This window comes from Salinimicrobium terrae DSM 17865, assembly GCF_000424665.1.
Taxonomy (GTDB): domain Bacteria; phylum Bacteroidota; class Bacteroidia; order Flavobacteriales; family Flavobacteriaceae; genus Salinimicrobium; species Salinimicrobium terrae.
Genome location: NZ_KE384222.1, coordinates 288,273 through 311,702 on the forward strand (window position 1 = coordinate 288,273; position 23,430 = coordinate 311,702).

The 23,430-nt window shown below is 42.4% G+C and carries 21 protein-coding genes and 1 other RNA gene; 19 read left to right on the forward strand and 3 right to left on the reverse strand.

Annotation, left to right across the window (positions count from 1 at the left end; translation table 11 throughout):
- Nucleotides 1–5 precede the first annotated feature (5 nt).
- The 14 genes from H148_RS0115830 (at nt 6) to H148_RS0115895 (ending at nt 11,994) form a co-directional block, all read left to right on the forward strand.
- Complete coding sequence (locus tag H148_RS0115830; RefSeq protein ID WP_029035668.1) at nt 6–527, forward strand: QcrA and Rieske domain-containing protein; 522 nt, start codon at nt 6–8, stop codon at nt 525–527.
- A complete protein-coding gene (locus H148_RS18135) occupies nt 524–808 on the forward strand; it encodes a DUF6755 family protein (protein WP_051286550.1) in 285 nt (94 codons plus the stop codon). Before H148_RS0115830 ends, H148_RS18135 begins: the two co-directional genes overlap by 4 nt.
- Before the next feature lie 123 nt (nt 809–931).
- Nucleotides 932–1,912, forward strand: a complete 981-nt coding sequence (gene moaA, locus H148_RS0115840; protein WP_029035669.1) for a GTP 3',8-cyclase MoaA — start codon at nt 932–934, stop codon at nt 1,910–1,912.
- Nucleotides 1,909–3,087 carry a molybdopterin molybdotransferase MoeA gene (locus tag H148_RS0115845; protein ID WP_029035670.1) on the forward strand — a complete coding sequence of 393 codons (1,179 nt, stop codon included), beginning with the start codon at nt 1,909–1,911 and terminating at the stop codon, nt 3,085–3,087. The genes moaA and H148_RS0115845 overlap by 4 nt, the downstream gene beginning before the upstream one ends.
- A gap of 64 nt (nt 3,088–3,151) precedes the next feature.
- On the forward strand, nt 3,152–3,889 hold the full coding sequence (locus H148_RS0115850; protein WP_029035671.1) for a sulfite exporter TauE/SafE family protein: 738 nt from the start codon (nt 3,152–3,154) through the stop codon (nt 3,887–3,889).
- A complete protein-coding gene (mobA, locus tag H148_RS18140; protein ID WP_051286552.1) occupies nt 3,889–4,476 on the forward strand; it encodes a molybdenum cofactor guanylyltransferase in 588 nt (195 codons plus the stop codon). The genes H148_RS0115850 and mobA overlap by 1 nt, the downstream gene beginning before the upstream one ends.
- On the forward strand, nt 4,458–4,694 hold the full coding sequence (locus tag H148_RS0115860; RefSeq protein WP_029035672.1) for a MoaD/ThiS family protein: 237 nt from the start codon (nt 4,458–4,460) through the stop codon (nt 4,692–4,694). The genes mobA and H148_RS0115860 overlap by 19 nt, the downstream gene beginning before the upstream one ends.
- Complete coding sequence (locus tag H148_RS0115865) at nt 4,691–5,785, forward strand: HesA/MoeB/ThiF family protein (protein ID WP_029035673.1); 1,095 nt, start codon at nt 4,691–4,693, stop codon at nt 5,783–5,785. The genes H148_RS0115860 and H148_RS0115865 overlap by 4 nt, the downstream gene beginning before the upstream one ends.
- The gene (locus tag H148_RS0115870; RefSeq protein WP_029035674.1) at nt 5,782–6,222 is read left to right on the forward strand and encodes a molybdenum cofactor biosynthesis protein MoaE; all 441 of its coding nucleotides are present in this window, start codon (nt 5,782–5,784) and stop codon (nt 6,220–6,222) included. The genes H148_RS0115865 and H148_RS0115870 overlap by 4 nt, the downstream gene beginning before the upstream one ends.
- A 10-nt stretch (nt 6,223–6,232) precedes the next feature.
- Entirely contained in the window at nt 6,233–7,147 is a 915-nt protein-coding gene (gene moaCB / locus H148_RS0115875) for a bifunctional molybdenum cofactor biosynthesis protein MoaC/MoaB (RefSeq protein WP_029035675.1), read from the forward strand.
- A gap of 106 nt (nt 7,148–7,253) precedes the next feature.
- Nucleotides 7,254–8,717, forward strand: a complete 1,464-nt coding sequence (locus H148_RS0115880; protein ID WP_029035676.1) for an aldehyde dehydrogenase family protein — start codon at nt 7,254–7,256, stop codon at nt 8,715–8,717.
- A 109-nt stretch (nt 8,718–8,826) separates the two neighbouring features.
- Nucleotides 8,827–9,033 (forward strand): hypothetical protein, encoded by a 207-nt coding sequence (locus H148_RS0115885; protein ID WP_029035677.1) that lies wholly within the window; start codon nt 8,827–8,829, stop codon nt 9,031–9,033.
- Between the two features lie 539 nt (nt 9,034–9,572).
- On the forward strand, nt 9,573–10,523 hold the full coding sequence (locus H148_RS0115890; protein ID WP_051286553.1) for an NADP-dependent oxidoreductase: 951 nt from the start codon (nt 9,573–9,575) through the stop codon (nt 10,521–10,523).
- Between the two features lie 91 nt (nt 10,524–10,614).
- Nucleotides 10,615–11,994 carry an FAD-binding oxidoreductase gene (locus H148_RS0115895; RefSeq protein WP_051286555.1) on the forward strand — a complete coding sequence of 460 codons (1,380 nt, stop codon included), beginning with the start codon at nt 10,615–10,617 and terminating at the stop codon, nt 11,992–11,994.
- A gap of 20 nt (nt 11,995–12,014) precedes the next feature.
- Here H148_RS0115895 and H148_RS0115900 read toward each other — a convergent pair whose 3' ends face one another.
- Nucleotides 12,015–15,662, reverse strand: a complete 3,648-nt coding sequence (locus H148_RS0115900; RefSeq protein WP_029035680.1) for a tetratricopeptide repeat protein — start codon at nt 15,660–15,662, stop codon at nt 12,015–12,017.
- A 148-nt stretch (nt 15,663–15,810) separates the two neighbouring features.
- Between H148_RS0115900 and H148_RS18145 the strand changes: the two genes are divergently transcribed.
- The 4 genes from H148_RS18145 to H148_RS0115920 all read left to right on the forward strand — a co-directional run bounded on the left by H148_RS18145 (nt 15,811) and on the right by H148_RS0115920 (nt 19,430).
- Nucleotides 15,811–16,833, forward strand: a complete 1,023-nt coding sequence (locus H148_RS18145; RefSeq protein WP_037325466.1) for a hypothetical protein — start codon at nt 15,811–15,813, stop codon at nt 16,831–16,833.
- Between the two features lie 87 nt (nt 16,834–16,920).
- Nucleotides 16,921–17,919: a hypothetical protein gene (locus H148_RS0115910; protein ID WP_156877280.1), complete on the forward strand. Its 999-nt coding sequence runs from the start codon at nt 16,921–16,923 to the stop codon at nt 17,917–17,919.
- Nucleotides 17,920–18,103: 184 nt separating this feature from the next.
- Nucleotides 18,104–18,466 (forward strand): ISAon1 family transposase N-terminal region protein, encoded by a 363-nt coding sequence (locus H148_RS0115915; protein ID WP_029035682.1) that lies wholly within the window; start codon nt 18,104–18,106, stop codon nt 18,464–18,466.
- 10 nt (nt 18,467–18,476) lie between these two features.
- On the forward strand, nt 18,477–19,430 hold the full coding sequence (locus H148_RS0115920; protein ID WP_029035683.1) for an ISAon1 family transposase: 954 nt from the start codon (nt 18,477–18,479) through the stop codon (nt 19,428–19,430).
- Between the two features lie 186 nt (nt 19,431–19,616).
- On the opposite strand, the gene ssrA is transcribed toward H148_RS0115920, so the two are convergent.
- Nucleotides 19,617–20,016, reverse strand: a transfer-messenger RNA (tmRNA) gene (gene ssrA, locus H148_RS18545).
- 231 nt (nt 20,017–20,247) lie between these two features.
- Between ssrA and H148_RS0115925 the strand changes: the two genes are divergently transcribed.
- On the forward strand, nt 20,248–21,465 hold the full coding sequence (locus H148_RS0115925) for an NAD(P)-dependent oxidoreductase (RefSeq protein ID WP_211223001.1): 1,218 nt from the start codon (nt 20,248–20,250) through the stop codon (nt 21,463–21,465).
- A gap of 205 nt (nt 21,466–21,670) precedes the next feature.
- Here the strand turns inward: H148_RS0115925 and H148_RS18150 are convergent, their stop codons facing one another.
- On the reverse strand, nt 21,671–23,266 hold the full coding sequence (locus H148_RS18150) for a mechanosensitive ion channel (RefSeq protein ID WP_083961708.1): 1,596 nt from the start codon (nt 23,264–23,266) through the stop codon (nt 21,671–21,673).
- Nucleotides 23,267–23,430 lie beyond the last annotated feature (164 nt).

The window sequence follows — 23,430 nt, forward strand, 5'->3', positions numbered from 1 at the left end:
AAAATATGGCAAAAAAAGATTCAGGTAAAGAACCAAGTTGGAAGGCAGATTTTCCAATTGAAAGTAAACGGGCCACACACGTAAGTCGCAGAGAATTTGCTAAGTTTCTGGGATTGCTTTCCGGTGCTTTTGCACTTAGTAACGGTTTCATTGTAATCCGGGCAATGGCCTTTCCTGATGAAAGGCTGGAAGGGGAGCATTTTGTTGTCGATGCCGACAAAGTACCTGTAGGAGAAATGCTTCAGTTTGAAATAGGAGGGGAAGACCTTATCCCTTATATCCTTATTCGCCTGGAGGAGAACAAGTGGCGGGCATTTGAGCAAAAATGTACTCATCTCACATGTGCCGTAAGATACAGGGAGGATGTAAATAAAATTGAATGTCCGTGTCATAATGGATGGTTTAGTGCAGACACTGGTGAAGTGCTCCAGGGACCTCCTCCCAGACCTTTGCCCCAGCTGGAAGTAGTAGTTAGGGAAGGTAAGGTGTATGTAAGAGAAGGAGAACGCGAAAATCGAGCAGTATGAGTAATTTTAGAAAATCACAGAACGAAGCTCATCCCAATAAAACAAATACTATATTAACGGGAATAATCTTATTACAAATCCTGTTTATAAGTATGCAGATCTGGCTTTTATTCGGTGCCTTAAATAATGCACTGGAGGAAAACTTTGGCTTTGCATTGACGACCTTTATAGGATCTCTTCTTATGGCAATAGCTTCTATTTGGTTATTAAGGTATCTTCCGGAGCCCCTGCGAAAGGATTCGAAAAATAAACCAATGGTGAGTCCCAGCAGGAATCCGTAAAAACGGCTGTAATTACATAGGTTTAAGTTCAGGAATTGCCATCTATTCTTTGCCATATAAGCAAACCTATAGCATTGTTACCTGTTCACTTGTCCTTATCTTCGGGAAAATAAATTTCATTAAATGCTTATAGACACCCACGCCAGGATACATGATTATCTGAGGATTTCCCTTACAGACAGCTGCAATTTTCGCTGTCAGTATTGTATGCCCGACGAGAATATTCAGTGTTTGCCAAATAAGCATCTTATGCAGGTGGATGAAATTGAGCAGATAGCAAAAACTTTTGTGGATCTCGGGGTAAATAAGATCAGGCTTACTGGTGGAGAACCACTGGTTCGTAAAGAATTTCCGGAGATATTGAGCAGGTTATCTCGTTTACCTGTTGAAATAAGCCTTACCACAAATGCGGTTCTAATACATAAATACATTGACCAATTAAAGGCTGCTGGAGTCAATTCTTTGAACATAAGTCTCGATACTTTAAACCGGGATACTTTTAAAGAGATTACAAAAAGAGATCAATTCCCGCAGGTTTGGGACAATATTCTGTTGCTTTTAGATGAAGGTTTTAGGATTAAGATCAATACGGTAGCCATAGAAGGAGTGATCGAGAAGGAAATTTTAGATTTTGTGGCAATTACTAAAGATCTTCCACTCCATGTAAGGATGATAGAATTCATGCCATTTCAGGGTAATCACTGGAATAGTAAAAAAGTTGTGACTGCCTCACAGATGCTCAAGTGGGTAGAGCAGGAGTATGACATGGTAAAGCTAAAAGATGAGCCACATGCCACAGCAAAAAAGTACAAAGTTATAGGTCACGAAGGAACTTTTGCTTTTATTACCACGATGAGTGAACATTTTTGCTGCGATTGTAACAGGATGAGGTTAACAGCCGACGGTAAAATGAAGAACTGTCTCTTCGGAAGTGAGGAAATGGATCTCTTGGGAACCCTTCGCAAAGGTGAAGATATTGTGCCTTTCATTAGAAATTCAGTTCTAAGAAAGCACGCTGTTATGGGCGGACAATTCTCGAAAAGCTATAAAGGAGCCGATGCTTCTGAACTGAAGAACCGAAGCATGATCAAAATCGGCGGATGATTTCAGTAAAAGAAGCAAAGGATATCCTGTCCCGGAACTGCGAAAAAGGCAGAATTTCAGAATTTAAATTAGAGCAAAGTTTAGGCAAAATACTGGCTGAAGATATACATTCTCCCATGGATGTACCGTCTTTTGACAATTCGGCAATGGATGGATATGCGATGCAATTCCACGAAAAATACAGGCATTGGAAAGTTTCCGGTCTTGTACAGGCAGGGGACACTGAGTCAATTGAAGTGGGTCCGGGAGAGGCTGTAAGGATCTTCACAGGTGCAAAAATGCCAAAAGGAGCCGATACGGTGATTCAGCAGGAATTAATTGACAAGCAGGGAAATAATAGCATCTATTACAATTCAGGTAAAATAACTACAGGTAGTAATGTCCGCCTTAAAGGCTCCCAATGTAAGAAGGGGGAAAAGATCCTTCAAAAGGGAGCAAGGATTACTCCGGGAATAATTGGTTTGCTGGCTTCTGTAGGGGTTTCAAAAGTGGCAATTTTTACACCGCCTTTAGTAGGCTGTGTGGTTACTGGAAATGAACTGAAAGAAGTAGGGGAACAGCTAATGGACGGGGAAATCTACAACTCCAACGGACCTATGCTGGAAGCTTTACTGAAAAAGACGGGAGTCGGGGAAATAACTGCCTTGCGTGCGCAGGATGATAAAAATGAGCTACAACAGACGATCAATAAAGCTTTGGCTGAAAATGATGTGCTGCTCCTTAGCGGCGGAATTTCTGTTGGGGATTACGATTTTGTAAAGGAATGTCTTGAAAGTGCCGGCGTAAAGGAACTTTTTTATAAGATAAAACAGCGTCCCGGAAAGCCATTTTACGCCGGAAAAAAAGAGGAAAAATGGGTTTTCGCTCTTCCGGGGAATCCTGCCTCAGTTTTAAGCTGCTTTAATCAATACGTCCAACCCTGTCTAAAGACAATAATGGGAGAAGAGCAGGTGTGGCAGCCCGATCTGGAACTGACTCTGTCTGAAGAAACCCGAAAAAAACCCGGTTTTACCTTCTTTATGAAAGGAAAAAAAGAGGATGGAAAAGTGACACTTTTGACAGGACAGCAATCTTTCAATCTGCAGGCATTTAGCACCGCCGACTGTCTGGTAGAGCTGGATGAGGAGATGGCAGTGGTGCCAAAAGGAACAATGGTTAAGGTTTATAATCTTTAAAGCCTTAGACTTTTTCAGGTTATATTTGTGGCAGATGGACCTTAATGAATGAACAATCTTATCAGTGGAAAGCGAACTCTTCATATACCTGATTATTCTGTTACCCGTGGCGGCTTTTTTCTATGCCTCTGTGGGACATGGGGGAGCGAGCAGTTATTTGATGATCCTCGCCCTTGCAGGATTTGCACCTGAAGAGATAAGACCCACCGCTCTATTGCTGAATATGGCAGTTTCCTTTATCGCTTTCATGAACCATCGCAGGTCCTGTGAATTTCCTCAAAATCTTTTCCTGCAGCTGGTGATATTTTCGGTTCCGGCGGCTTTCCTGGGTGGATTGGTCGTAGTAGAATCAGCAATTTACAAAAACATTCTTGGCGTACTGCTACTCTTTCCCATACTTAATTTTTTAGGAGCTTTCCCTAAAAATGACAAGATCATTCTACGAGATAAAATCTGGGTGCCTCCGCTCATAGGAATTCTTATAGGATTTTTCTCGGGACTCATTGGAATTGGTGGAGGGATCATTCTTTCTCCTGTACTTCTAATGTTAGGTTGGACTAATGTACGCCAAACAGCCGCTCTTAGCGCGATCTTTATATTTGTAAACTCCGTTGCCGGTTATTTGGGCACTACGGGCTTTAATTTAATAGACAACCAAACATTATGGATCCTTATCCCGCCTGCTATTATTGGTGGAATTCTGGGCAGCTATTTTGGGGCCCTAAGATTTAATGTAAAATTCGTAAAGCATCTGCTCACTTTCGTACTGGCAGGAGCAGCGATTAAATTGATCTTGTCCTGATGTTTTATCCTGCAATAGAAGCTTTTGTGCTGGCAGGAGGTAAAAGCAGCCGAATGGGGACTGACAAAGGCCTTGTCCAATTGAATGGGAAACCCATGATTTCCTATGTACTTAAGGCACTGGAGGAAACAGAATTGCCCGTAAAGATCATTGCCAATAATCCTGAATATGAAAAGTTCGGTCTCCCGGTATGCAACGACCTGGTGAAGGAAAAAGGTCCCATGGGAGGTTTACTGACGGCTCTAAACAATACAGATGCTGAGGTAGTACTGCTTATAAGCTGCGATATTCCTTTTATTACTTCTGAAGCTATAAAGCTGTTGTTACGGGCAGCCGATGAGGAGCATATAACAGCTGCACTGGTAAAGGACAGGATCAATCCTTTATTCGCGGCTTACCCGGTGCATTTAAAGAAAATTGTAAAGAATTTAATTGCTTCGGAAGAGTTAAAAATGACCGATTTCATTTTAAAGAATCCGCCCACTTTACTACCTTCCGTGGCTAAGGAAATGCCGTGGTGTTTCCGAAATATTAACAACAAGCAAGAACTGAAAGAAGCAGAAGAACGATGGAGCCACTTACTATAAAAAGCTTCGGAATGCTGGCCGAAAAGTTGCCACAGCCGAAGTTTGAATTCCCGTATCAAAAAGATTCAGATGAGCTGCTCAAGGCTTTGAATCAAGAATATCCTTTTTTGGAAGATCTGAAGTTTTCCCTGGCTGTAGATAAACAGCTTGTACAGGAGAAGACGCCTTTAAAAGGTAGTGAGGAGATCGCTTTATTGCCGCCATTCTCAGGAGGATGAGCAGGTTCGAAAGACAAACCATATTACCCGATTTTGGCCATGAAGGTCAGCAGAAATTAAAAGCAGCCCGTGTGCTGGTGGTTGGAGCCGGTGGCCTGGGTTGTCCCGCGCTTTTGCACCTGGCCGCCGCCGGAGTCGGCACGATTGGTATTGCAGATGGAGATAACATCAGCGAATCAAATCTGAACCGCCAAACCCTTTTCGGGCAGCAGCATACCGGAAGACCAAAAGCCGAAACCGCAGCAGAGCTGCTAAAAGAAAAATACCCTGACATAACCTTCAACGTTATTCCGGAGTTTCTAAATAACAAAAATGCACTAGAAATTCTTTCTGGATATGATCTCGTGCTGGATGGTAGCGATAATTTTGGCACCCGTTATATGATCAACGATGCCTGTATGCTGTTAAATAAGCCGCTGGTGATGGGAGCAATTTATCAATATGAAGGACAGGTAACGGTATTTAATTACGGCGAAACACCGGTAAATTACCGTGACCTTTATCCCGATCCGCCGCAGTCTCATGAGGTTCCCAACTGTAGCGAAACCGGAGTACTTGGAGTGCTTCCGGGCTTGATTGGTACGCTTCAGGCCACCGAAGCTATTAAGATCATTTCGGGCCTTGGAAAAGTGCTGACAAATAAAGTGCTTTTCTACAACCTTAAAACTTCCGGGTTCTTTGAAGTTGCTGTTTCTCCTAATTCTGATTCAGAAAAAGGAATTCCGTCAAGTGAAGATGCTTTCAGAAGCAAAGACTATAATATTACCTGCGGACTTTCAGAAAACATTAGCTGGGAAAAGGCATTGGACTGGAAACAAAATTTGAAGAGTAGTATCCTGGTGGATATTCGGGAGCCAGATGAGGAGCCACTTTTAAAGCGGGAGGATATCGATCAGATTCCTATTTCGGTTTTAGCAGAGGATCAGGAGAGAGTCCGTTCCTTTGAGAATATAATTCTTTTCTGTAAAAGCGGACAGCGAAGTGATCGAATGGCCGGGGAGCTGAAGAAGCAATTTCCGGAGAAAAAAGTATTTTCGGTGGAAGGGGGAATTTTGCATCCTGCTTCCCCAGTAAATTCAGAAGAAAAATGACACGAAAACCTAAGAATATATTTGTAGAAGGGCCTATCTCCAGCGAGAAAATAGCGACTTCTATTCAAAATCACAGTTCAAAAACAGACATTGGCGCCCATTCAATTTTCCTGGGCCAGATACGGGCAGATGAAAAGGAAGGCAGTACAGTTCGCGCAATAGATTACACCGCCTATGAAGATATGGCACTTGAAAAAGCTTTTGAAATACGGGAGGCTATTTTTGAAAAATATCCGCTTACCTGTATGCATATTTATCACAGTCTGGGTGAAGTGAAAGTAGGGGAGATCAGCCTTTTTGTTTTTACCTCTTCAAAACACCGTAAGGCGGCCATTAATGCCTGCGAGGAACTGGTGGAGCGCATAAAAAAAGAACTTCCGGTTTGGGGGAAAGAGCTGCTGGAAAGCGAAGAAGCCACCTGGAAAGAAAACACCTGAAAATAAATATATGGTAGATATTACCCATAAATCCAACACCCTTAGAAAAGCCATTGCACAGGCCGTGGTTCGTGTAAGTGATTCCAAAACAATAGAAGCCATGGAGCAAAGGAAGGTGCCTAAGGGAGATGTCTTTGAAATGGCAAAAACCGCCGGACTTTTTGCAGCCAAAAGGACCAGTGATATGATCCCGGACTGTCATCCTCTGCCAATAGAGTACACGAACGTAAGATATCGCATTGAAGAACTGGCTGTTTTTATAGAAGTGGAAGTGCATACCATTTATAAAACGGGGGTTGAGGTGGAAGCTATGCATGCAGCTTCAGTAGTCGCTCTCACGATGTATGATATGCTTAAGCCGATTGATAAAGGCATCAGCATTGAAAATATAAGGCTTCTGGAAAAAAAAGGCGGAAAAACAGATTACAAAAAAGTCGTAGAAGAAAATGATCTTCGGGCAACAGTTATTGTGTGCTCTGATTCAATTTCTGCCGGGGAAAAAGAGGATAGAGCAGGGAAAGCCATTATCGAAAAGCTGGTAACTTATGAAGTAACTCTGGAGGACTACCTCATTATTCCCGATGAGAAAGAGCAGATTCAGAATCTAATCAAACAAAAATGTGACACCGGTGTTAATATGATCATTCTTACCGGCGGGACAGGTGTTTCACCCCGGGATGTGACCCCGGAGGCGGTAAGACCACTACTGGATAGACCGGTTCCGGGAATAGAGGAGGCAATAAGAAATTATGGGCAGGAAAGAACCCCGTATTCGATGTTATCCCGATCTGTTTCCGGTCTAAGAGGAAATACACTTGTCCTCGCTCTTCCGGGATCTACTAAAGGTGCAGCAGAATCAATGGACGCTGTATTTCCCGCGGTGATGCACATTTTTAGGGTTTTGGCGGCATTCAGGCATGAGTGAGTAATTCATGACCAGATTAATTTAATCCGGATCACATAACCGAATTCATCTTTTACCAGTTCCTTAACTGCCTTCCGAAGTTGTTTTTCCTATTTTAAAAACAAAAATGGAAAAGTACAGGAACCTGAATAAACAATTTATCAACGGAGAATGGGTAGAAGGAAATGATGATTCTGAAATAAAGAATGTCAATCCGTTTGATAATTCCGAAATTAACAGCTTTAAAGGAGCAAATAAAGAAGATGTCGATAAAGCTTACAAAGCTGCAAAGCAAGCGGCCATCAAATGGGGAAAAGCTTTGCCGCAGGAGCGTTCAGCTGTAATTCAGAAGGCTGTTAAAATTATCTCAGACAGAAAAGAAGAGATCATAGAATGGCTTATCAAAGAAGGCGGTAGCTCCCGGGTAAAGGCAGAAGTGGAAATCCAGATCACCCAGGGGATAATGAAAGAGTCTGCTTCTTTTCCAACCCGCAGTCATGGATACATCTATGATTCGATCACTCCCGGAAAAGAAAGCCGTGCCTATAGAAAACCTCTTGGAGTAATTGGAATTATTAGTCCGTGGAATTTTCCCATGAACCTTTCCATGAGATCTGTTGCTCCCGCTATAGCAACAGGGAATACAGTTGTACTTAAACCTGCTTCTTCTACTCCGGTAACAGGAGCTACCTTAACAGCGAAAATCTTCGAGGAAGCCGGACTTCCAAAAGGTGTTTTGAACGTGGTGGTAGGAAAAGGTTCCAGTATTGGAGATGATTTTGTAAAGCATCCTATTCCACATCATATTTCCTTTACCGGATCTACGCCGGTTGGACGGAATATAGGAAAGATAGCAGGTGAAAACTTAAAGGAGGTTTCTCTGGAACTGGGAGGAAATAACATCTTTGTTGTAATGGAAGATGCTGACATTGACTTAGCTGTTAAAGCTGCCACCTTCGGAAAGTTTATGAATCAGGGACAAATATGTATGTCTGTAAATAGATTTGTGGTTCACGAAAAAATCGCTGATGAATTTGTTCGAAAATTTGTAGAAGCCACGAAGCAGCTGAAATACGGAAACCCTTCCGAAGATGTGGTGCTGGTAGGCCCGCTTATTGATCACGATCAAGTGGAGAGGATCCTGAAGGATATTAAATCCAGTACTAATGATGGTGCTATGATAAAAATAGGAGGCAAGGCCGATGGGAATGTTCTTGAACCTACCATTCTTGACAATGTCACAGATGATATGTCTATTGCTAAAAATGAGATTTTCGGTCCTGTGGCACCAATTATTAGATATTCTACTGAGGAAGATGCAATAAAAATAGCTAACTCGAAAGATTTTGGTTTAACAGGAGCTGTTTTTACTAAAAATACTGAGAGAGGAGTGGCTTTTGCCCGCAAAGTGGAAACCGGAATGATCCACATAAATGACCAACCCGTAAATGATGAACCTAACGCGCCTTTTGGCGGGGAAAAAGGTTCAGGAATGGGACGGTTTAACGGGAAGTTTGTATTAGAAGAATTTACCCGGCTACAGTGGGTGACTGTACAGCATGAGCCGCGGGATTATAGTCCGTTTGCTTGAAAGCAAGATAATTTTTGGTTTAAATAAACCGGCATTCCAAAACGGGAAATTTAATGTAATTCTGGTATAGAAATTGATTATCTAAATTTATTTAAAATTAAATATTGTTATGGGGAGACCTTCTACAAAACCAAAAGACCTGAGAGATGGTTATTATATTGAAGTCAAGAATAAAAACCAAAAATCGGGTATTAAAATCCGGAGAGATACTAAAACTCAACTTTTAATGGCTATTGAGGAATACAAAGAGAATAAGGAAGTTGTTGTTCTTGGTAAACAGGAAAATGGAAAAATGACTGATATTCCAAAGCTTTAATGGAATATTAGGTTTATCACTTAATAAAAGAGAATAAGTGAAATTTAGGAGCTTGTATTGTTCCTGCAGATGATGGTTTAAAGAACTCATCATGATTGTGGTGGGGGGTGAACAAGTGCAGGCAGCAGTAAAAATTAGAAATTTAATCCATAGAGGTAATTGTTTGCCACTGAAGATTATTGTTGCCTAAAAATAAAAAATCCCGTAAACACTTGTTTATGGGTTTTTTTGTTTACACCGGTAGCAAAATAGTGGATTTGGAAGGGGGCTGCATCTTACCTGCATATCTCCCATCCTGCAAAATTCAGCTGTTCATTAGACCAGGCTTCTAAAACAAAAAACCTGCTGAGGCAAAAAGAACTGGCAGGTTTTTTTGTTTAATACGGCACATAAATATTTTGTTCCTTTTAAAATAGTCTGGAAGCAGTAGAGATTTAATTCAATTTTAACTGGGATTGCACCAAATATTGCTGTTCAATTTTCTATTTTAAGGATGTACTCTACAGGAGGACAATAGTAATTAACATTAAACAAGAACTATGAAGAAGGAAATGAAAGCAGCGAAATATGAAGAGTTTGGAGGACCCGAAAAAGTAAAGGTGGGGAAAATGAAAATTCCGGAGCTCAAGGAAGGGGAAGTTCTGGTAAGAATAAAATCGGCAGGAGTAAATCCGGTTGATGGAGTAGTGCTGAACGGTACGTACAAAGATATGATGCCGCACAAACTGCCCGTAATTCCGGGTTGGGACATGTCGGGAGTAATAGAGGAGAGAGGTCATGCGGCAAGACGATTTGAAGTAGGAGATGAAGTATATGCCTATGCACGAAGACCTGAAGTTAAATGGGGGACATTTGCAGAATATGTTGTGCTTCCGGAAAGCTGTTTGGCCAGTAAACCAGGCAGTATTTCATTTGAGGAGGCAGCAGCAATACCCCTGGCAGGACTCACAGCTTATCAGGCTCTATATGAAGCCGGGGGTCTTAAAGAAGGTCAGACAGTGCTTATCCTCGGAGCTTCTGGCGGAGTAGGAAGTTATGCCATTCAATTGGCAAAAGCCAGGAACGCAAAAGTTATAGGCGTGGCCAGTGAAAAAAACCATGAATATATGAAATCACTGGGAGCAGATCACACTATAGATTACCACGACCGGGATGTTGGAGAGGCAACAAAAGAAAAATATTCTGACGGGGTTGATCTTATCTTTGACTGTACCAGTGGTAAAACCATGAAACAAAGCTTGAAGGCTCTTAAAGCAGGCGGAAAAATGGTCTCGATTCTTACTCAAAAAGGAGATATTGAGCAGGATATTAATTTTGAATTTGTTTTTGTAGAGCCCAATCCGACTCAGTTGGACCACATTTCTAAACTTGTCAAAGATGATCAATTAAAAGTAAACATTAGTAAAAAATATCATTTGGATGAAATTGGCGAAGCATTAAAGCAAATCAAGACACTGCATACAACAGGAAAAATTGTTTTGGTGATGTAAGAGGAAGTCACGAACTATTCAAGTCTTCGGATTCATGCCGCAAAAAGCCCGGGGCACTATATCGCATTTTTACTCGTTATAAAACTTAATCATGGCCATAGAAGAAATAATAAAAAAATTTTCAGAGGTTTTCGAAGGAGAGATGATATTTCCTGAAAATGACCGATACGATAAGGCTCGCAAATTGTGGAATGGCCTATATAACAAATATCCGGCAGCTATCGCCCGCTGCGGAAAACCTTCAGATGTGGTTGCCGCGGTGAATTTTGTCAGGGAAAACGATTTGACATTCTCCGTGAGGGGAGGAGGGCATGATTATGCGGGTAATTCAGTTTGTGATGATGGCCTAGTAATAGATCTTTCTTCTATGAATAAAGTAGAAGTGGACCCAAACATCAAAAAGGCCATTGTCCAGGGAGGTGCTACAGTAGGGGAATTTGATGCTGCAGCTCAAAAGCATGGATTGGCTACCACCACAGGGACTGTGTCTACCATAGGGATTGGTGGGCTTGCCCTGGGAGGCGGTTCAGGTTATTTATCCCGCAGGTTCGGAATGACACTGGATAATGTGGTTTCAGTGGAAATCGTAACCGCAGATGGCCGGCATATTTTGGCAAGCGCAGAGGAGAATTCAGATCTTTTTTGGGCGGTTCGTGGCGGGGGCGGAAATTTCGGAATAGTGACGTCCTTCAAGTTCCGGCTGCACAAAGTAGGTCGGAAAGTACTATCCTTTCAGGCTTATTTCCCCTATGAGCAGAGCCGGGAAGTGCTTGAGTTTTATCGGGACTTTATGGCAAAAGCTTCAGATGAACTGCAATGCTATGCTTTTTTTCTTAATGTACCCGCTGTGGAGCCTTTTCCGAAGGAATATCACGGGAAAACCACCTGCGCCTTTATCGCATGTCATACAGGAGACCCGGAAAAAGGAAAGGAAGAGCTTCAACCTTTGCATAATTTTGGCGATCCATTTCTTAAATTTATTCAGCCTATGGAGTATACCGCACTTCAAAAATCCTTTGATGCGGGAGTGCCAAAAGGGTTAAGATGGTTCACGAAAGCTCATTATCTTTCTGAAATCAGTGATACAGCGATCGATATTTTGGAAGAATATACTCAGCAGTTACCGGGTGCTTTTACCATGACGTATCTGGAACCAATGGGTGGGATGGTGAAAAGGATAAAGTCTTCCGCCACCGCCTTTCCACATAGAGATAAGGCTTATTCTTTGCATATTTTACCCGGTTGGGGTGAAGCAGAAAAGGATAAAGAAAACATAGACTGGGCGGAAGAGTTTCATAGAACCCTGCAAAAAGAAACTGTGGGCGGCGTTTATGTAAACCTAATGAGTCATGATGAAGAAGAGAGGGTGACAGCTGCATACGTGCAAAATTATGACCGACTGGTTGAGATCAAAAAGAAATGGGATCCTGATAATTTGTTTAGGAGCAACCATAATATAGATCCGGGATAACAACTGACTTCTGAGTTAGATCAAATCAAAAGCTTTCCGTCAGCCGGTAGTCCCCATGCCTCGTTAATTTTTACAATAAGTTTCTCGTATCGCCTATCTTTTCTAAGGGCAGAGAGAGCTTCAGGAAAAAAATACCGGATGGTTTCAGTAGAAAAGGATGACCAGTCCTGTAGGCGTTTAAAAGTATTAAAGGCCTCATCTATATCTCCATATAGAGTCTGAAGCATGGCAAGGGGAAAAGGATCTATTCTCCCGTAGATGTCGTTCTTTAATTCCAGTCCCCAATTTTTGTCACCTAAATTGTAATAGGAGAATGCAAGTGCAGTATTGACGTCGGACCGATTAGGGGTTCCCCGAAAAGGAATGATGGACAGGGTCTTTTCAAAAGCGGCGACTGCTTCTTCGAAATTGCCTGTATGGTAGAGAACAAGACCTTCCATATAATGGGCAAGGCCGTATTCAGGATTTATCTCACGGGCTCTCCTTGCCTCGTTCAAAGCTTCCTCCAGTAGTTCGTTTGCCAGGTAAATATCTGAAAGAAAGACCCGGAAAGCCGGTGACAAAGGATTTAGTCTAACAGCCTGTTTGGCAGGTTCCATTGCTTTTTCCGGTCTGCCAAGGACAAGATTGACCCAGCCTAGCCAGATCAGTGCTTCTGCATATCCCGGAGAAAGATCCACAGCAAGCTCCAGTTCCTGAAGGGCAGCAGGACCCTGCTGATCAATGGAATAAAAAATGCCAAGAGAAGTATGGGCTTCACTAAGATATTTGTTCAATTCTACTGCCCGGGTGGCTGCTTCAAAAGGATCGGGGCTGTGCCTGGGTATTGGAAAACCGTAATATTGAAGAAGGGAGATTGCATCAGCCAGTCCGGACCAGGCAAGGGCGTAATCGGGATCCAGTTCTATGGAACCCTGGAAGCAATCCAGCCCGTGGTAAATTCCGGCTTCCGTTCGCCGGTCCAGGCAACTGCGGCCCTGGGTGTAGAGGCGATAGGCGTCGAGGTTGGTGGTGGATGTCCGGGTCACCCGTTGTTTCTCTGTACCGGACAAATGCACCTTTAGAACCTCAAGCAGATCCTTTGTAACCTCCTTTTCAATTAGAAAGATATTTTCAGCTGATAATTTTTGGCGGTAACTTTTTTTCCAGATCCTGGAACCGGTCTCAATCCTGGTAAGATATAAGTTTAAGTTTATGTTTTCACTGGTCTGCTTTACTTCACCTTCCAGTAACCACGATACCTGTAGTTCTTTTCCTATCTTTACGGGTTCTTTTCCTGTTCTATCGAAATGGCATACAGACGTACGCGATATGACCGGCAGGTCCTTTATTCGGGAAAGAGAAGCTAAAATATCTCCGTGGATCCCATCCGTAAACCGGGGCTCCGGGGAGTCAAGGTCTTTAAAGGGAAGTATTGCTAGTGCATTATAAGATCCACTTTCTGTTTCTGTTTGCCACTTTCCGGATTTCAGACCGCTTTCAGAAGTACTTTTCTTTTTTATTTTCGACAGTTCCTTATGATCTGTCAGTCCCCAGTTACTGTTTACTGTTTGTAGTATTTGTTGAAAACGAGTATTCTCGCGAACAGGATCCAGAAGTTCAGGGTAGAGGTGGTAGATAGACAGCATTTCCCAATAGTTCCAGCGTTCAATTTTTTCGAATTTTTCAAGAGCCAGGTTCGGGTCCCCCTGGGCCGCATGTATAAGTCCAAGTGCAAACTGATCTTTTTTAATTCCTTCTGAAAGCCTGTCAGCCTCATGATGATCCCCGGATTTGATGCAGCTCAAAATTCTGGTTGCGAGAGGTCCGTTGCCGGTCCATGGTACCAGCAGGTCTTTCAGGACCTTATCGGCTTCCCGGTACATGCCCAGGTGATAAAGAGCCAGCCCTTCCTGGAATTGAGCGGAGGTAAAGTCCGGTTGGATCTGCAATAAACGTTCGGCTTCATGAACAGATCTAGTATACTCTCCATTTATAAGCCATGACAGGGATAGATTGCTGATGGCCTCCTGGGACAGCGGATTTAGTTTCACGGCTTTCAATGCATTTTTGAGAGCTTCATCAGGGTGTCCTGTCAATGAAAAGATCCAACTTAACCAGGCATGAGCCTCGGCATGACCCGGTCTTAATTCTACAGCTTTGTTCAGGTTATAAACAGCAGATTTTGCATCTCTTATAGTAGTATAGTATAGTCCGAGGGAAGCATAGGCTTCAGACATTTCCGGATCCAGTTCCAGAGCCCGTTGAGCGGCTTGTTTGGCTTCTGAAAGTATATTTTGGCCATCTTTCTCATGCCCATAATCATGACGAAGGTTAAGAGCATCTGCCAGTCCCATCCAGGCCTGGGCATAATTTGGATCATGAGAGATAGCTTGCCTGAAATAATTTTCAGCCATTCTCATTGCTTTCTCGGTACGCTGGTCCAGGTTCCATCGCCCATAGGCGTGAAGCCGAAAAGCTTCGAGATCTTCAGTAGGAACCTGTCTTATGGCAGAACGCTCCTTACCTGAAAGTCGCATTTTTAATGCTTCAGTGATCTTTTGAGTGATCTCGGCCTGTATATCGAACAGTTCGCCGGCAGTTAATTTCCGTTGATAGATCTCTGCCCAAACCTGCCGGTCTTCTGGAGCATTCACCAGCCGGACACTTACTTTTACCTGTTGGGCTATTTCCTGTACATCCCCGGTGAGGATCCAACCCACCTGTAATTCCCGTGCGATCTCCGGAAGCACTTTTTTGGTGCTTCTGAAGCTCCGTACGGAGGTTTTTGAGATCACAAAAAGATCGGAAACCTGCGAGAGCCTGGTGAGTATATCCCCATGAATGGCATCTGTAAAAGCTGAAGCTTTTTCGGAACCAAGAGTTTCGAACGGCAGTACAGCAATGGAGAAAGACAACTCCTTCCCGGCAGCTTCTTTTTTACCGGCAGTTTTTGCCACAGGTTTTCTTCGGGTACGGATTTTTTCTGCCAGTGCTTTTAACTCCTTACCGGGCTCTTCCTCAAATTCTTTTTTTATCAGTCCTGTGTAGGTCTTATAGGTTTTCAGGGCAGCAGCCGGTTCTCCGGCATCATCCAGAAGGCTGATGACCCGCAACTGAATATCTTCAGAGAAAGGATTTAAGTTGGCAGCCATTTGGGCCCAGGATTTTAGACTTTGATCTTCTCCTTCGACACCGGCTTTCCCGGCAAGATCCAGACTGGAATCTGTCGCAATGCTATGGAACCTGTTTCTTTCCTGCTCCAGCCAGTGATCGAATTCAGGAGAGATATCGCTCACGTGAAAACCTTTTAAAAGATCGCTGCGGTAAAATTTAAGGGCATCTTCAGGCTTTTTTTCCTCGATTGCCTGCTCAAAAGCCAGGGCATCGCTCCAAAATGTTTCTGCATTAATGGTGAGCTCCTCGGCTCCCCTGTTCTCAATAGCTTTCTTTCCCAGGGTTTTGCGAATGTGATAAAGCATATTGCTAAGGGAGTTTCTTGCACTTTTTTGATCCTGATCGGGCCAGAACAGGGGGAGAAGACTATCCCTGCGATGAAAGCCCCTGGGCCTGCTAAGCAATAAATAAGTGAGCAAAGCCAGACGCTTGGGACCTGCCAGAAAAGAATGCTCCAGTTCCCCCTTTGAATTCCTTATTTCTGCCGGTCCTAAGATAAATAACTGTGTCATGGTCTTTAATAATCCATCCCTTAGATTCTAATCTAAGACATAAAACGGAACCAGCAAAGAAACCGCGGTAGATTTACTAAAAATTAGATAATCAGCATAGTAACATAACCTCAAAAGAAGAAAAGAATATCAACCTAAAGCTAAAGATATGAGAATTCAAAAAAGCAAATTCCGAATCCTGATCTTCCTGTGGATCCCATTACTGCTTATCGGATCCCTAATTTCCTGTAAGAACGGAGAAAAGTCTGAACTGTCCCACCAAATGAATATGGAGGAAAAAGTAGTCGTGGAGAAGGTGACATTACCGGCCTTTGGAAATCTGGTTGAAGTAAAAACAACAGGCATGAATTTTATCCTTCCCGATGAGATTCCCTCCGGCTGGACAACCTTCCGGTACAGTAATGAATCTCCGCTCACTCATTTCATGCTCATCGATAAATTACCCGTTTATAAAGGGAAGCAGATCACCTATGCCGATTTTGAAAATATTCCACCGGTATTCAGGGATGCGATGGATTTAATAAACACCGGAAAAAACGATGAAGGTTTTGCAGAATTTAGGAGACTTCCAGAATGGTTCGCTCAAATTATCTTTTCCGGTGGAGTAGGTCTTGTTTCCCCGGGTGAAACTGCTCAAACTACTGTCTATGTGCAACCGGGTACCTACGTGATCGAATGCTATGTAAAAACAGGCGGGATATTTCATCCCATGACAAAACAGCTTGATGTGAGGCAAGATCTTTTAAATGAAACTCCACCTGTCCCTACACTGAACATGGCGATTTCCAAAGAAGGAGGAATTGAAATGCATGAGACGCCAACCGCCGGTCTCCATACCATAGCCGTGCAATATAAAGACCAGGGTCCGCATGAACATTTTTTAGGACATGATGTACATCTGGCGAGGCTGGAAAAGGACACAAACCTGGACGAACTGAATTCCTGGATGACCTGGACCACTCCTGAGGGGCTGAATACTCCTGCTCCGGTAACATTTCTGGGTGGAGCCCAGGAGATGCCGGAGGGAAATACTGCATATATAACCGTCAATTTAAAATCAGGGAGTTATGCCTGGGTCGCGGAGGTGCCGAATCCTGCTTCAAAAAATATGCTCAAAACCTTTACTGTGTCCCGGGATGAAACCGTGAGAATAGGTGGAGGGAAAGATTAACACCAAGGTATGCTGTTAAAGGATGTTCCAAAGGCAGCTGAATTCCAAAATTTAAAAATCATTTTATTAATTAAAATTATAATTATTATGAAAAATTCAATTCAATTATCAGTAAGAACATTAAAAAATGTGGTGTGGCTTTTCTGCCTTGCATTGTTATTTAGCTGTGAGGCCGAACCGGTTCTTCAGGAGGAAATAAACGCAGCCGATCTGGGGGTTAAGAAAAACCACAATATAGTGGATATAGTATCGACTCATATGAACATTGAGGTGCAATCGACCATTCCTTCGGGATGGACCACCTTTAGATATGATAACAGGAGCCATAATCCTCACTTTGTTTTATTTGACAAACTACCTGAAGGTAAAACGGTGGAAGACAGTAAGGCAGAAGTAGTCCCGGTTTTTCAGGATATTATTGATGCTATAGCCCAAGAAGATGAAGATGCTTTGAACCAGGCTTTAAGCGAATTACCGGCATGGAGCGGGGAAATAATTTATTCCGGGGGCACAGGATTATTATCACCCAATCATATTTCTGAAATCACAGTTTACATGGAACCGGGGACGTATGTGCTGGAGTGCTATGTGAAAGATTCCGAAGGTGTTTTCCATGCCACCAGGGGGATGATAACCGGAATGGTGGTCACTGAGGACCACAATGGAAACAAAGAGCCAAAATTCACTATGGAGGTGAGGATCTCTTCAGAAACCGGGATAGAATTTGATAAAAAGGTACGTCCGGGAAAACATCTGATAAAAGCCTTTTTTGAGGACCAGACTGTTTATACTCATTTTCTGGGACACGACATCCACCTGGTGAGGCTGGATGAAAATACAGATCTTGATGAGCTGAACAGCTGGATGAACTGGTCAGATCCCAATGCTTTTAAAACACCTGCCCCTGAAGGAGTTGAATTCCTTGGTGGAATGCAGGACTTACCTGCTTTGGAAGGTAAGGAGGAATCTCACGTTGGATATTTTGATGCTCACCTGAAACCGGGTACTTATGCCTTCATTGCAGAAGTTCCGGACCCAATGAGCAAGGGAATGTTTGAGGTGTTTACTGTACCGTCAGCCAGATAATGTTAAGGTGCATCCTCTAAAGACAGATCATTAGCAACAGTTAATGATCTTTTTGTTGCAATGATCTTGTTTATATTAGCATACTAAAGAACGCCCTTTGTTTTTAGGACTTGATTTAAACGGATCAATCTCAAATGTTGTGGAGATATTGAAGTAAAGCCAGATATTTGCAGAAAAACTAGAGGTGGATAATTACCTGGATTTACTTAAGCTTGTATTGCCGCAATTCCTTGTAGAGCATTTTGATCTGATTAGAAGCAGAAAAGAAAAAGAAGTACTTCACCTTTACTTTGAGGAACGCAATACTCCTCCTCAGGAACATTCCTCAAAACTTTTAGTGTCTAAAGGATTCCATAAAGAAGTTACTATTCAGGATTTTCCCTTGCGAGGTAATACAGTTTATCTACATGTCAGACGTCGTAGATGGATAGATAAAGATACAGGTCAACTGGTTCAAAGAGACTGGAACTTAGTAGCACAGGGAACTCGTTTAACCACAGAGTTCGCTGCTTTTTTAAAAGAAATTAGTCGATACGAAGGCATCTGATTGTCATACCATCGGTTCCTTCTTTGCTGTTAATGGCAAAAAATTGCAGCGCCAGTACAAAGATCATCTGAGTGATTTTAAAGAGTGGAAAGAAAAGAAACATGCTAAACGCTACTTGATCTTTCCTGAAAATATCGGTCCTCATCTTTCTCTAGATGAAACAGCTCTATCCCAGGGAGAACTCTACACTATCATCACCAATAAAAAAGCTAAGGGCAAAAAAGGTGCTTTGGTTGCTATTATAGCAGGGACAAAGGCAGAACCAATCGTCAAGCAACTACTTAAAATACCTTCATCTCTGCGAAACAAGGTTCGGGAGATAACACTGGACATGGCTTTTTCCATGAAGCATATCGCTTCTAAATGCTTCCCAAAAGCTATTCAGGTAACGGATAGGTTCCACGTCCAGAAGCTAGCTATAGATGCACTTCAGGATCTAAGAATCAAACACCGATGGGAAGCTATTGACAGAGAGAATGAACAACTACAAAAGAATAAGCAAAGAGGAAGCAAATATATCCCTGAGTTGCTGCCAAATGGTGATTCTCATAAACAATTACTTGCCAGAAGCAGATATCTACTCTACAAAGCCACCTCAAAATGGACAAAAAAACAATCAAAGCGTGCAGAGATCCTCTTCAAAGAATACCCTGATATCCACAGGGCTTATTCTCTGGTGAACAACCTGAGAAGCATATTTAATCAAACAAAAGATAAAGGTGTAGCCTTCACAAGGATGGCGCACTGGTACAGAGATGTGGAAGAATCTGATTTTAGTGCCTTCAATACTGTAGCTAATAGTATTAAGCTCAACTATAGATCAATCTTAAACTACTTTACAAACAGAAGTACCAATGCCTCTGCAGAATCATTTAATGCCAAAATAAAAGCCTTCAGAAGTCAATTCAGAGGTGTCAAAAACATTGAATTTTTCCTCTTCAGATTAACCAGAATTTTTGCCTAGTCCACAACACGGGAACCCTCTTTTCTGTTCAAATTATTAGCACGGCTAAATGCTAACACTAACAAAGATAAATTAAATTTTCCTTACCTGATCTGAAGTTAATTTTCAGTTACCGTACAGAAACCGTACAAATTAGGAAATAAAAAAGCCGTAAACCCTTATAAACAAAGGAAATACGGCTTTTAATAGTGGAGTCGGAGGGGTTCGAACCCTCGTCCAAACAAGCAATTCAGAAGCTTTCTACACGTTTAGTCTTCGTTTAATTTTCGATGCAAAGCCGGCCGAAAACCACCAACTTTGCACTTATCCTCAATTAAATTTCGGAACTACATCAAGGTCCTGCAGTTCCTATATTTACTTTATCGGTGCCTCTTATGTGAATGCCGTAAATCAAGGCCTTCACGAGACATCTTGGCTCCCTACCTTGTAGGGACTAGAGCAATCCTACTATGATTCGGATTATGCTGCCAAGGCGTAGTTATTCTCGCCGTTTAAAAAGTGTGAAAAATGAGATTTACGAGCTATTTCCCAGCGCTCGACGTGCTTACAACTCAATTAGACTCGCTGTCAAAACCAAGTCGACCCCAATATGTAAAGAACTTCTGCAATATTATTGCATTTTTCGTGCCAATGTTTATGGCGGCTTCCTCTCCTCAAAAGCTGAGAGGAACCGGGCTTTCCGCTGTATCCCCGGAAAAGATCGGGGGATGCCGCTTCAATCCCTGCCGCAAAAATAGGAATTAAAAACGGCTTTTTTGGACCCCTTTATAATTCTTATCTTTGAGATTATCCAAACAAATTCAAAAGCCATTCCAAAATGATAAAATTTGCCCTTATAAAAGAGCGAAAAACTCCCCCGGATCGTCGTGTAGTATTTTCTCCTGAAAAACTTAAAGAAGCTGTACAACAATTTCCTGAGGCTGAATTCATGGTGGAAAGGTCCGACATAAGGATCTTTACAGATGAGGAGTATCGGCAGGCAGGTTTTGAAGTAGTTGAGGATATTTCCAGTTGTGATGTTATGCTGGGCGTCAAGGAAGTTCCGCTTCCTTATCTGGTTCCAAATAAAAAGTATTTCTTTTTTTCCCACACTATTAAAAAGCAGCCTTACAACCGGGATTTACTGCGGGAGATCCTCAAAAATAACATTGAACTTTATGACCATGAGGTGATCATCAATGAAACCGGTGGGAGGCTCATTGGCTTCGGAAGATATGCCGGTTTGGTTGGGGCCTATAATGGTTTCCGCGGAATAGGCCTCAAAAATGGCATTTTTGAGCTGCCCAAAGCTGAATCCCTGCCCGACCTCAATGCCATGTTGGCAGAACTTGACAGGATTTCCCTTCCGCCGCTAAAGATCGCACTTACCGGAAGCGGAAAAGTTGCCCACGGCGCGCGGGAGATTCTCGATCATTTACAGGTAAAAAAAGTGGATGTAAAGAACTTTTTAAATGACACTTTTGATACCTCTGTTTATTGCCAGATTGACGTTCTCGACTATAACGCTCGTAAGGATGGAAGTCCTGGTAGTAATGCAGAGTTTTTTAACCATCCTGAACGTTACGAATCAAATTTTGAAAGGTTTACACATGCAGCCGATTTTTTTATAGCCGGACATTTCTATGGGGAAGGTGCTCCGGTATTTTTCACCAATGAAGATGCAAAGTCACCAGATTTCAGGATTAAATATATAGCAGACATTTCCTGTGATATTGCAGGACCGGTTGCAAGTACCATTCGTCCTTCTACCATAGCCGAACCATTTTACGGTTATGATCCTAAAGAGGAGAGGGAAGTGGATTTTCGGGAGGAAAATGCTATTCTGGTTATGGCTGTTGATAACCTGCCCTGCGAAGTTCCCAAAGATGCCAGTGAAGGATTCGGAGAAATGTTCCTGAAAAACGTACTGCCTGCATTTTTCAACGGAGACAAGGACGGAATTCTCCAAAGGGCCAGAATGACCAAGAATGGCAGACTCACCAGTCATTTTGATTATCTTGAGGACTACATAAAGGGTGAAGAAATAGGAATATGAATTTCCTTTGAGTTGCATCTAGATACTTAAATAAGGGCTGTCTCAAAAGCCTGGGTAAAGTCTACTTGTCCACGTGTCGGGAGTTTCATGTTCTACTATATTCTGAATAATCAGATTAAATAGATTCTGAATGCCAAAACTTCGGAACGGAAAGGAGACCTGGTAGCTTTTAAACAGCCCCTAATATCTTGATGATCTTAATATTTTAAGTTGGATTAATTGGATCATTTGGACCGGCACCTGCAGGACCATTTTTATCGGGATCTCTTCCCTGATCCCGGCGGTTAGGATCAGACTGTCGATCTACTGGCGGTACATCGCGATTTCCACCTGTGTTGGGTTTATTCCTGTCTCCCGGGTCTATAGGTTTCGACCTGAATCCGGGAGAGTCAGGTTTGTCCTGCGAACCTGGTCGGGGTGGAGTTGAACTTCCGGCTTTGTCCGGGTCATTTCCTGTGCCGGTATTGGAAGTGTTGTCTGTACTTTTTGTATTACCCGGTTTATCAAAAGAGGTTTCAGGGGTACTCGAGGTCTCTTTTACTATTCGTGAGCCAGTGGCACTGCTGGTTCCTGAGCTTCCGGTTTTGCCTGTCACATCGGGATTATTACGGTTTGGATCTTCAGCTTTAGCTGCTTCACTTCTAAACTTCTGAATAATATCTCGAAAATGTTCTCCCGCTGCTTCGCGACCACCAAGTCCATAACTTAAAGCTACAGCTACGGCAATAGCTCCTAGAATTAATCCGAAGGCCAGTTCCACGATCTCATTGGCTATTCCCATAGTTCTTAAGGCAATGGCAATGAAAAGAGCAAGTGAAGCCCATCTTATTACCCCTGCGATAAAATGGTTTTTACTTGAGCGGGTCATGGTGTTGTAGATCAACAAAGAGATATAATTACCTATGGCAAGAATTACAAGTCCGAATAAAATTTGACCTGTAATTTCAAGGATTTGGTGCAGAATTTCTGTTAGCCTTGAAAGCCCCAGGATCTCTACAGCTGTAATGATTCCGAAGAAGACCAGGAAGAAGTAAATAAGATTTGCGATAATTCTTGAAAGGGATTGTCCGGCTCCTATCATATTGTCGATCTGAATTTTTTCTCCGGCACGGTCAAGGCCCATACTTTTAAAAAGATCTTCTAAAAAATTTGCCAGATATTTTCCGCCCCATATAAAAACAATCAGGATAAGAGCGGCGATCACTATTTCTCCAATAAGCTCGGTAAAACCATAAAGGATATCGTTTGCAGGTTCTGAGATGGCATCCAGTCTCAGGGTGTTAAAAGCCTGTATGAGAAAGGGAATAAAAATTAGGATGAACACAATTTTCCGTAAGATGTTCACCAGCTTATCGGTATCTTTAAACCCTGTTTTATCTACCCATCTGTCCAGTAATCCGCCGCCTATATTAATGAGGTTGGCGACAAATTTTGCCAGCACGTAACCTATAAATCCTATAAGAAGTGCGCCTATTAAATTAGGAATAAAAGAAAGGAATTCATTTAACATATTCTCAAGCGGGGCAAGGACGCCACTTATCCCCAGAACTTCCAAAGCAATTATAAGGACGAAGATCATTATTAAATAGTAGAAAATATTTCCGACGAATACATTCGTATCGTCAATATTATCTCCTCCAAAAATTCGTTCATCCCAGGAGGTCTTTCTAAGCAGTTTTACCACCATGACTTCAATAGCTTTGGCGATAAGCCAGCCTATAAGAAGGACGAGTAGAGCACCTAAAAGATTAGGTAAAAAATAGGCAATACGATCCCCCATGTTTTCCAGTTGAGTTCCCATAATTTATTCTTTTTTTAAGATAGTTAGTACTTGAAGGTAGTTTAAAAAGCACTTATGCTACAGGCAGTTAACAGGATTTTAGAAAAATATTGAGGTTCTTGTTAATATTTTTTTATGCCAGAATTGAGAAATAGAATTGAAAGAAATTAGGTGTAGCAAGGGCT

What these genes read in the sequence shown, in the direction of transcription:
- H148_RS0115830 (WP_029035668.1), top strand. Translation starts at nt 6, where the DNA reads ATGGCAAAAAAAGATTCAGGTAAAGAACCAAGTTGGAAGGCAGATTTT.
- H148_RS0115880 (WP_029035676.1), top strand. Translation starts at nt 7,254, where the DNA reads ATGGAAAAGTACAGGAACCTGAATAAACAATTTATCAACGGAGAATGG.
- H148_RS18135 (WP_051286550.1), top strand. Translation starts at nt 524, where the DNA reads ATGAGTAATTTTAGAAAATCACAGAACGAAGCTCATCCCAATAAAACA.
- H148_RS0115895 (WP_051286555.1), top strand. Translation starts at nt 10,615, where the DNA reads ATGGCCATAGAAGAAATAATAAAAAAATTTTCAGAGGTTTTCGAAGGA.
- H148_RS0115860 (WP_029035672.1), top strand. Translation starts at nt 4,458, where the DNA reads ATGGAGCCACTTACTATAAAAAGCTTCGGAATGCTGGCCGAAAAGTTG.
- mobA (WP_051286552.1), top strand. Translation starts at nt 3,889, where the DNA reads ATGTTTTATCCTGCAATAGAAGCTTTTGTGCTGGCAGGAGGTAAAAGC.
- moaA (WP_029035669.1), top strand. Translation starts at nt 932, where the DNA reads ATGCTTATAGACACCCACGCCAGGATACATGATTATCTGAGGATTTCC.
- H148_RS0115870 (WP_029035674.1), top strand. Translation starts at nt 5,782, where the DNA reads ATGACACGAAAACCTAAGAATATATTTGTAGAAGGGCCTATCTCCAGC.
- H148_RS0115845 (WP_029035670.1), top strand. Translation starts at nt 1,909, where the DNA reads ATGATTTCAGTAAAAGAAGCAAAGGATATCCTGTCCCGGAACTGCGAA.
- H148_RS0115885 (WP_029035677.1), top strand. Translation starts at nt 8,827, where the DNA reads ATGGGGAGACCTTCTACAAAACCAAAAGACCTGAGAGATGGTTATTAT.
- H148_RS18145 (WP_037325466.1), top strand. Translation starts at nt 15,811, where the DNA reads ATGAGAATTCAAAAAAGCAAATTCCGAATCCTGATCTTCCTGTGGATC.
- moaCB (WP_029035675.1), top strand. Translation starts at nt 6,233, where the DNA reads ATGGTAGATATTACCCATAAATCCAACACCCTTAGAAAAGCCATTGCA.
- H148_RS0115910 (WP_156877280.1), top strand. Translation starts at nt 16,921, where the DNA reads ATGAAAAATTCAATTCAATTATCAGTAAGAACATTAAAAAATGTGGTG.
- H148_RS0115900 (WP_029035680.1), bottom strand. Translation starts at nt 15,662, where the DNA reads ATGACACAGTTATTTATCTTAGGACCGGCAGAAATAAGGAATTCAAAG.
- H148_RS0115925 (WP_211223001.1), top strand. Translation starts at nt 20,248, where the DNA reads ATGATAAAATTTGCCCTTATAAAAGAGCGAAAAACTCCCCCGGATCGT.
- H148_RS18150 (WP_083961708.1), bottom strand. Translation starts at nt 23,266, where the DNA reads ATGGGAACTCAACTGGAAAACATGGGGGATCGTATTGCCTATTTTTTA.
- H148_RS0115865 (WP_029035673.1), top strand. Translation starts at nt 4,691, where the DNA reads ATGAGCAGGTTCGAAAGACAAACCATATTACCCGATTTTGGCCATGAA.
- H148_RS0115890 (WP_051286553.1), top strand. Translation starts at nt 9,573, where the DNA reads ATGAAGAAGGAAATGAAAGCAGCGAAATATGAAGAGTTTGGAGGACCC.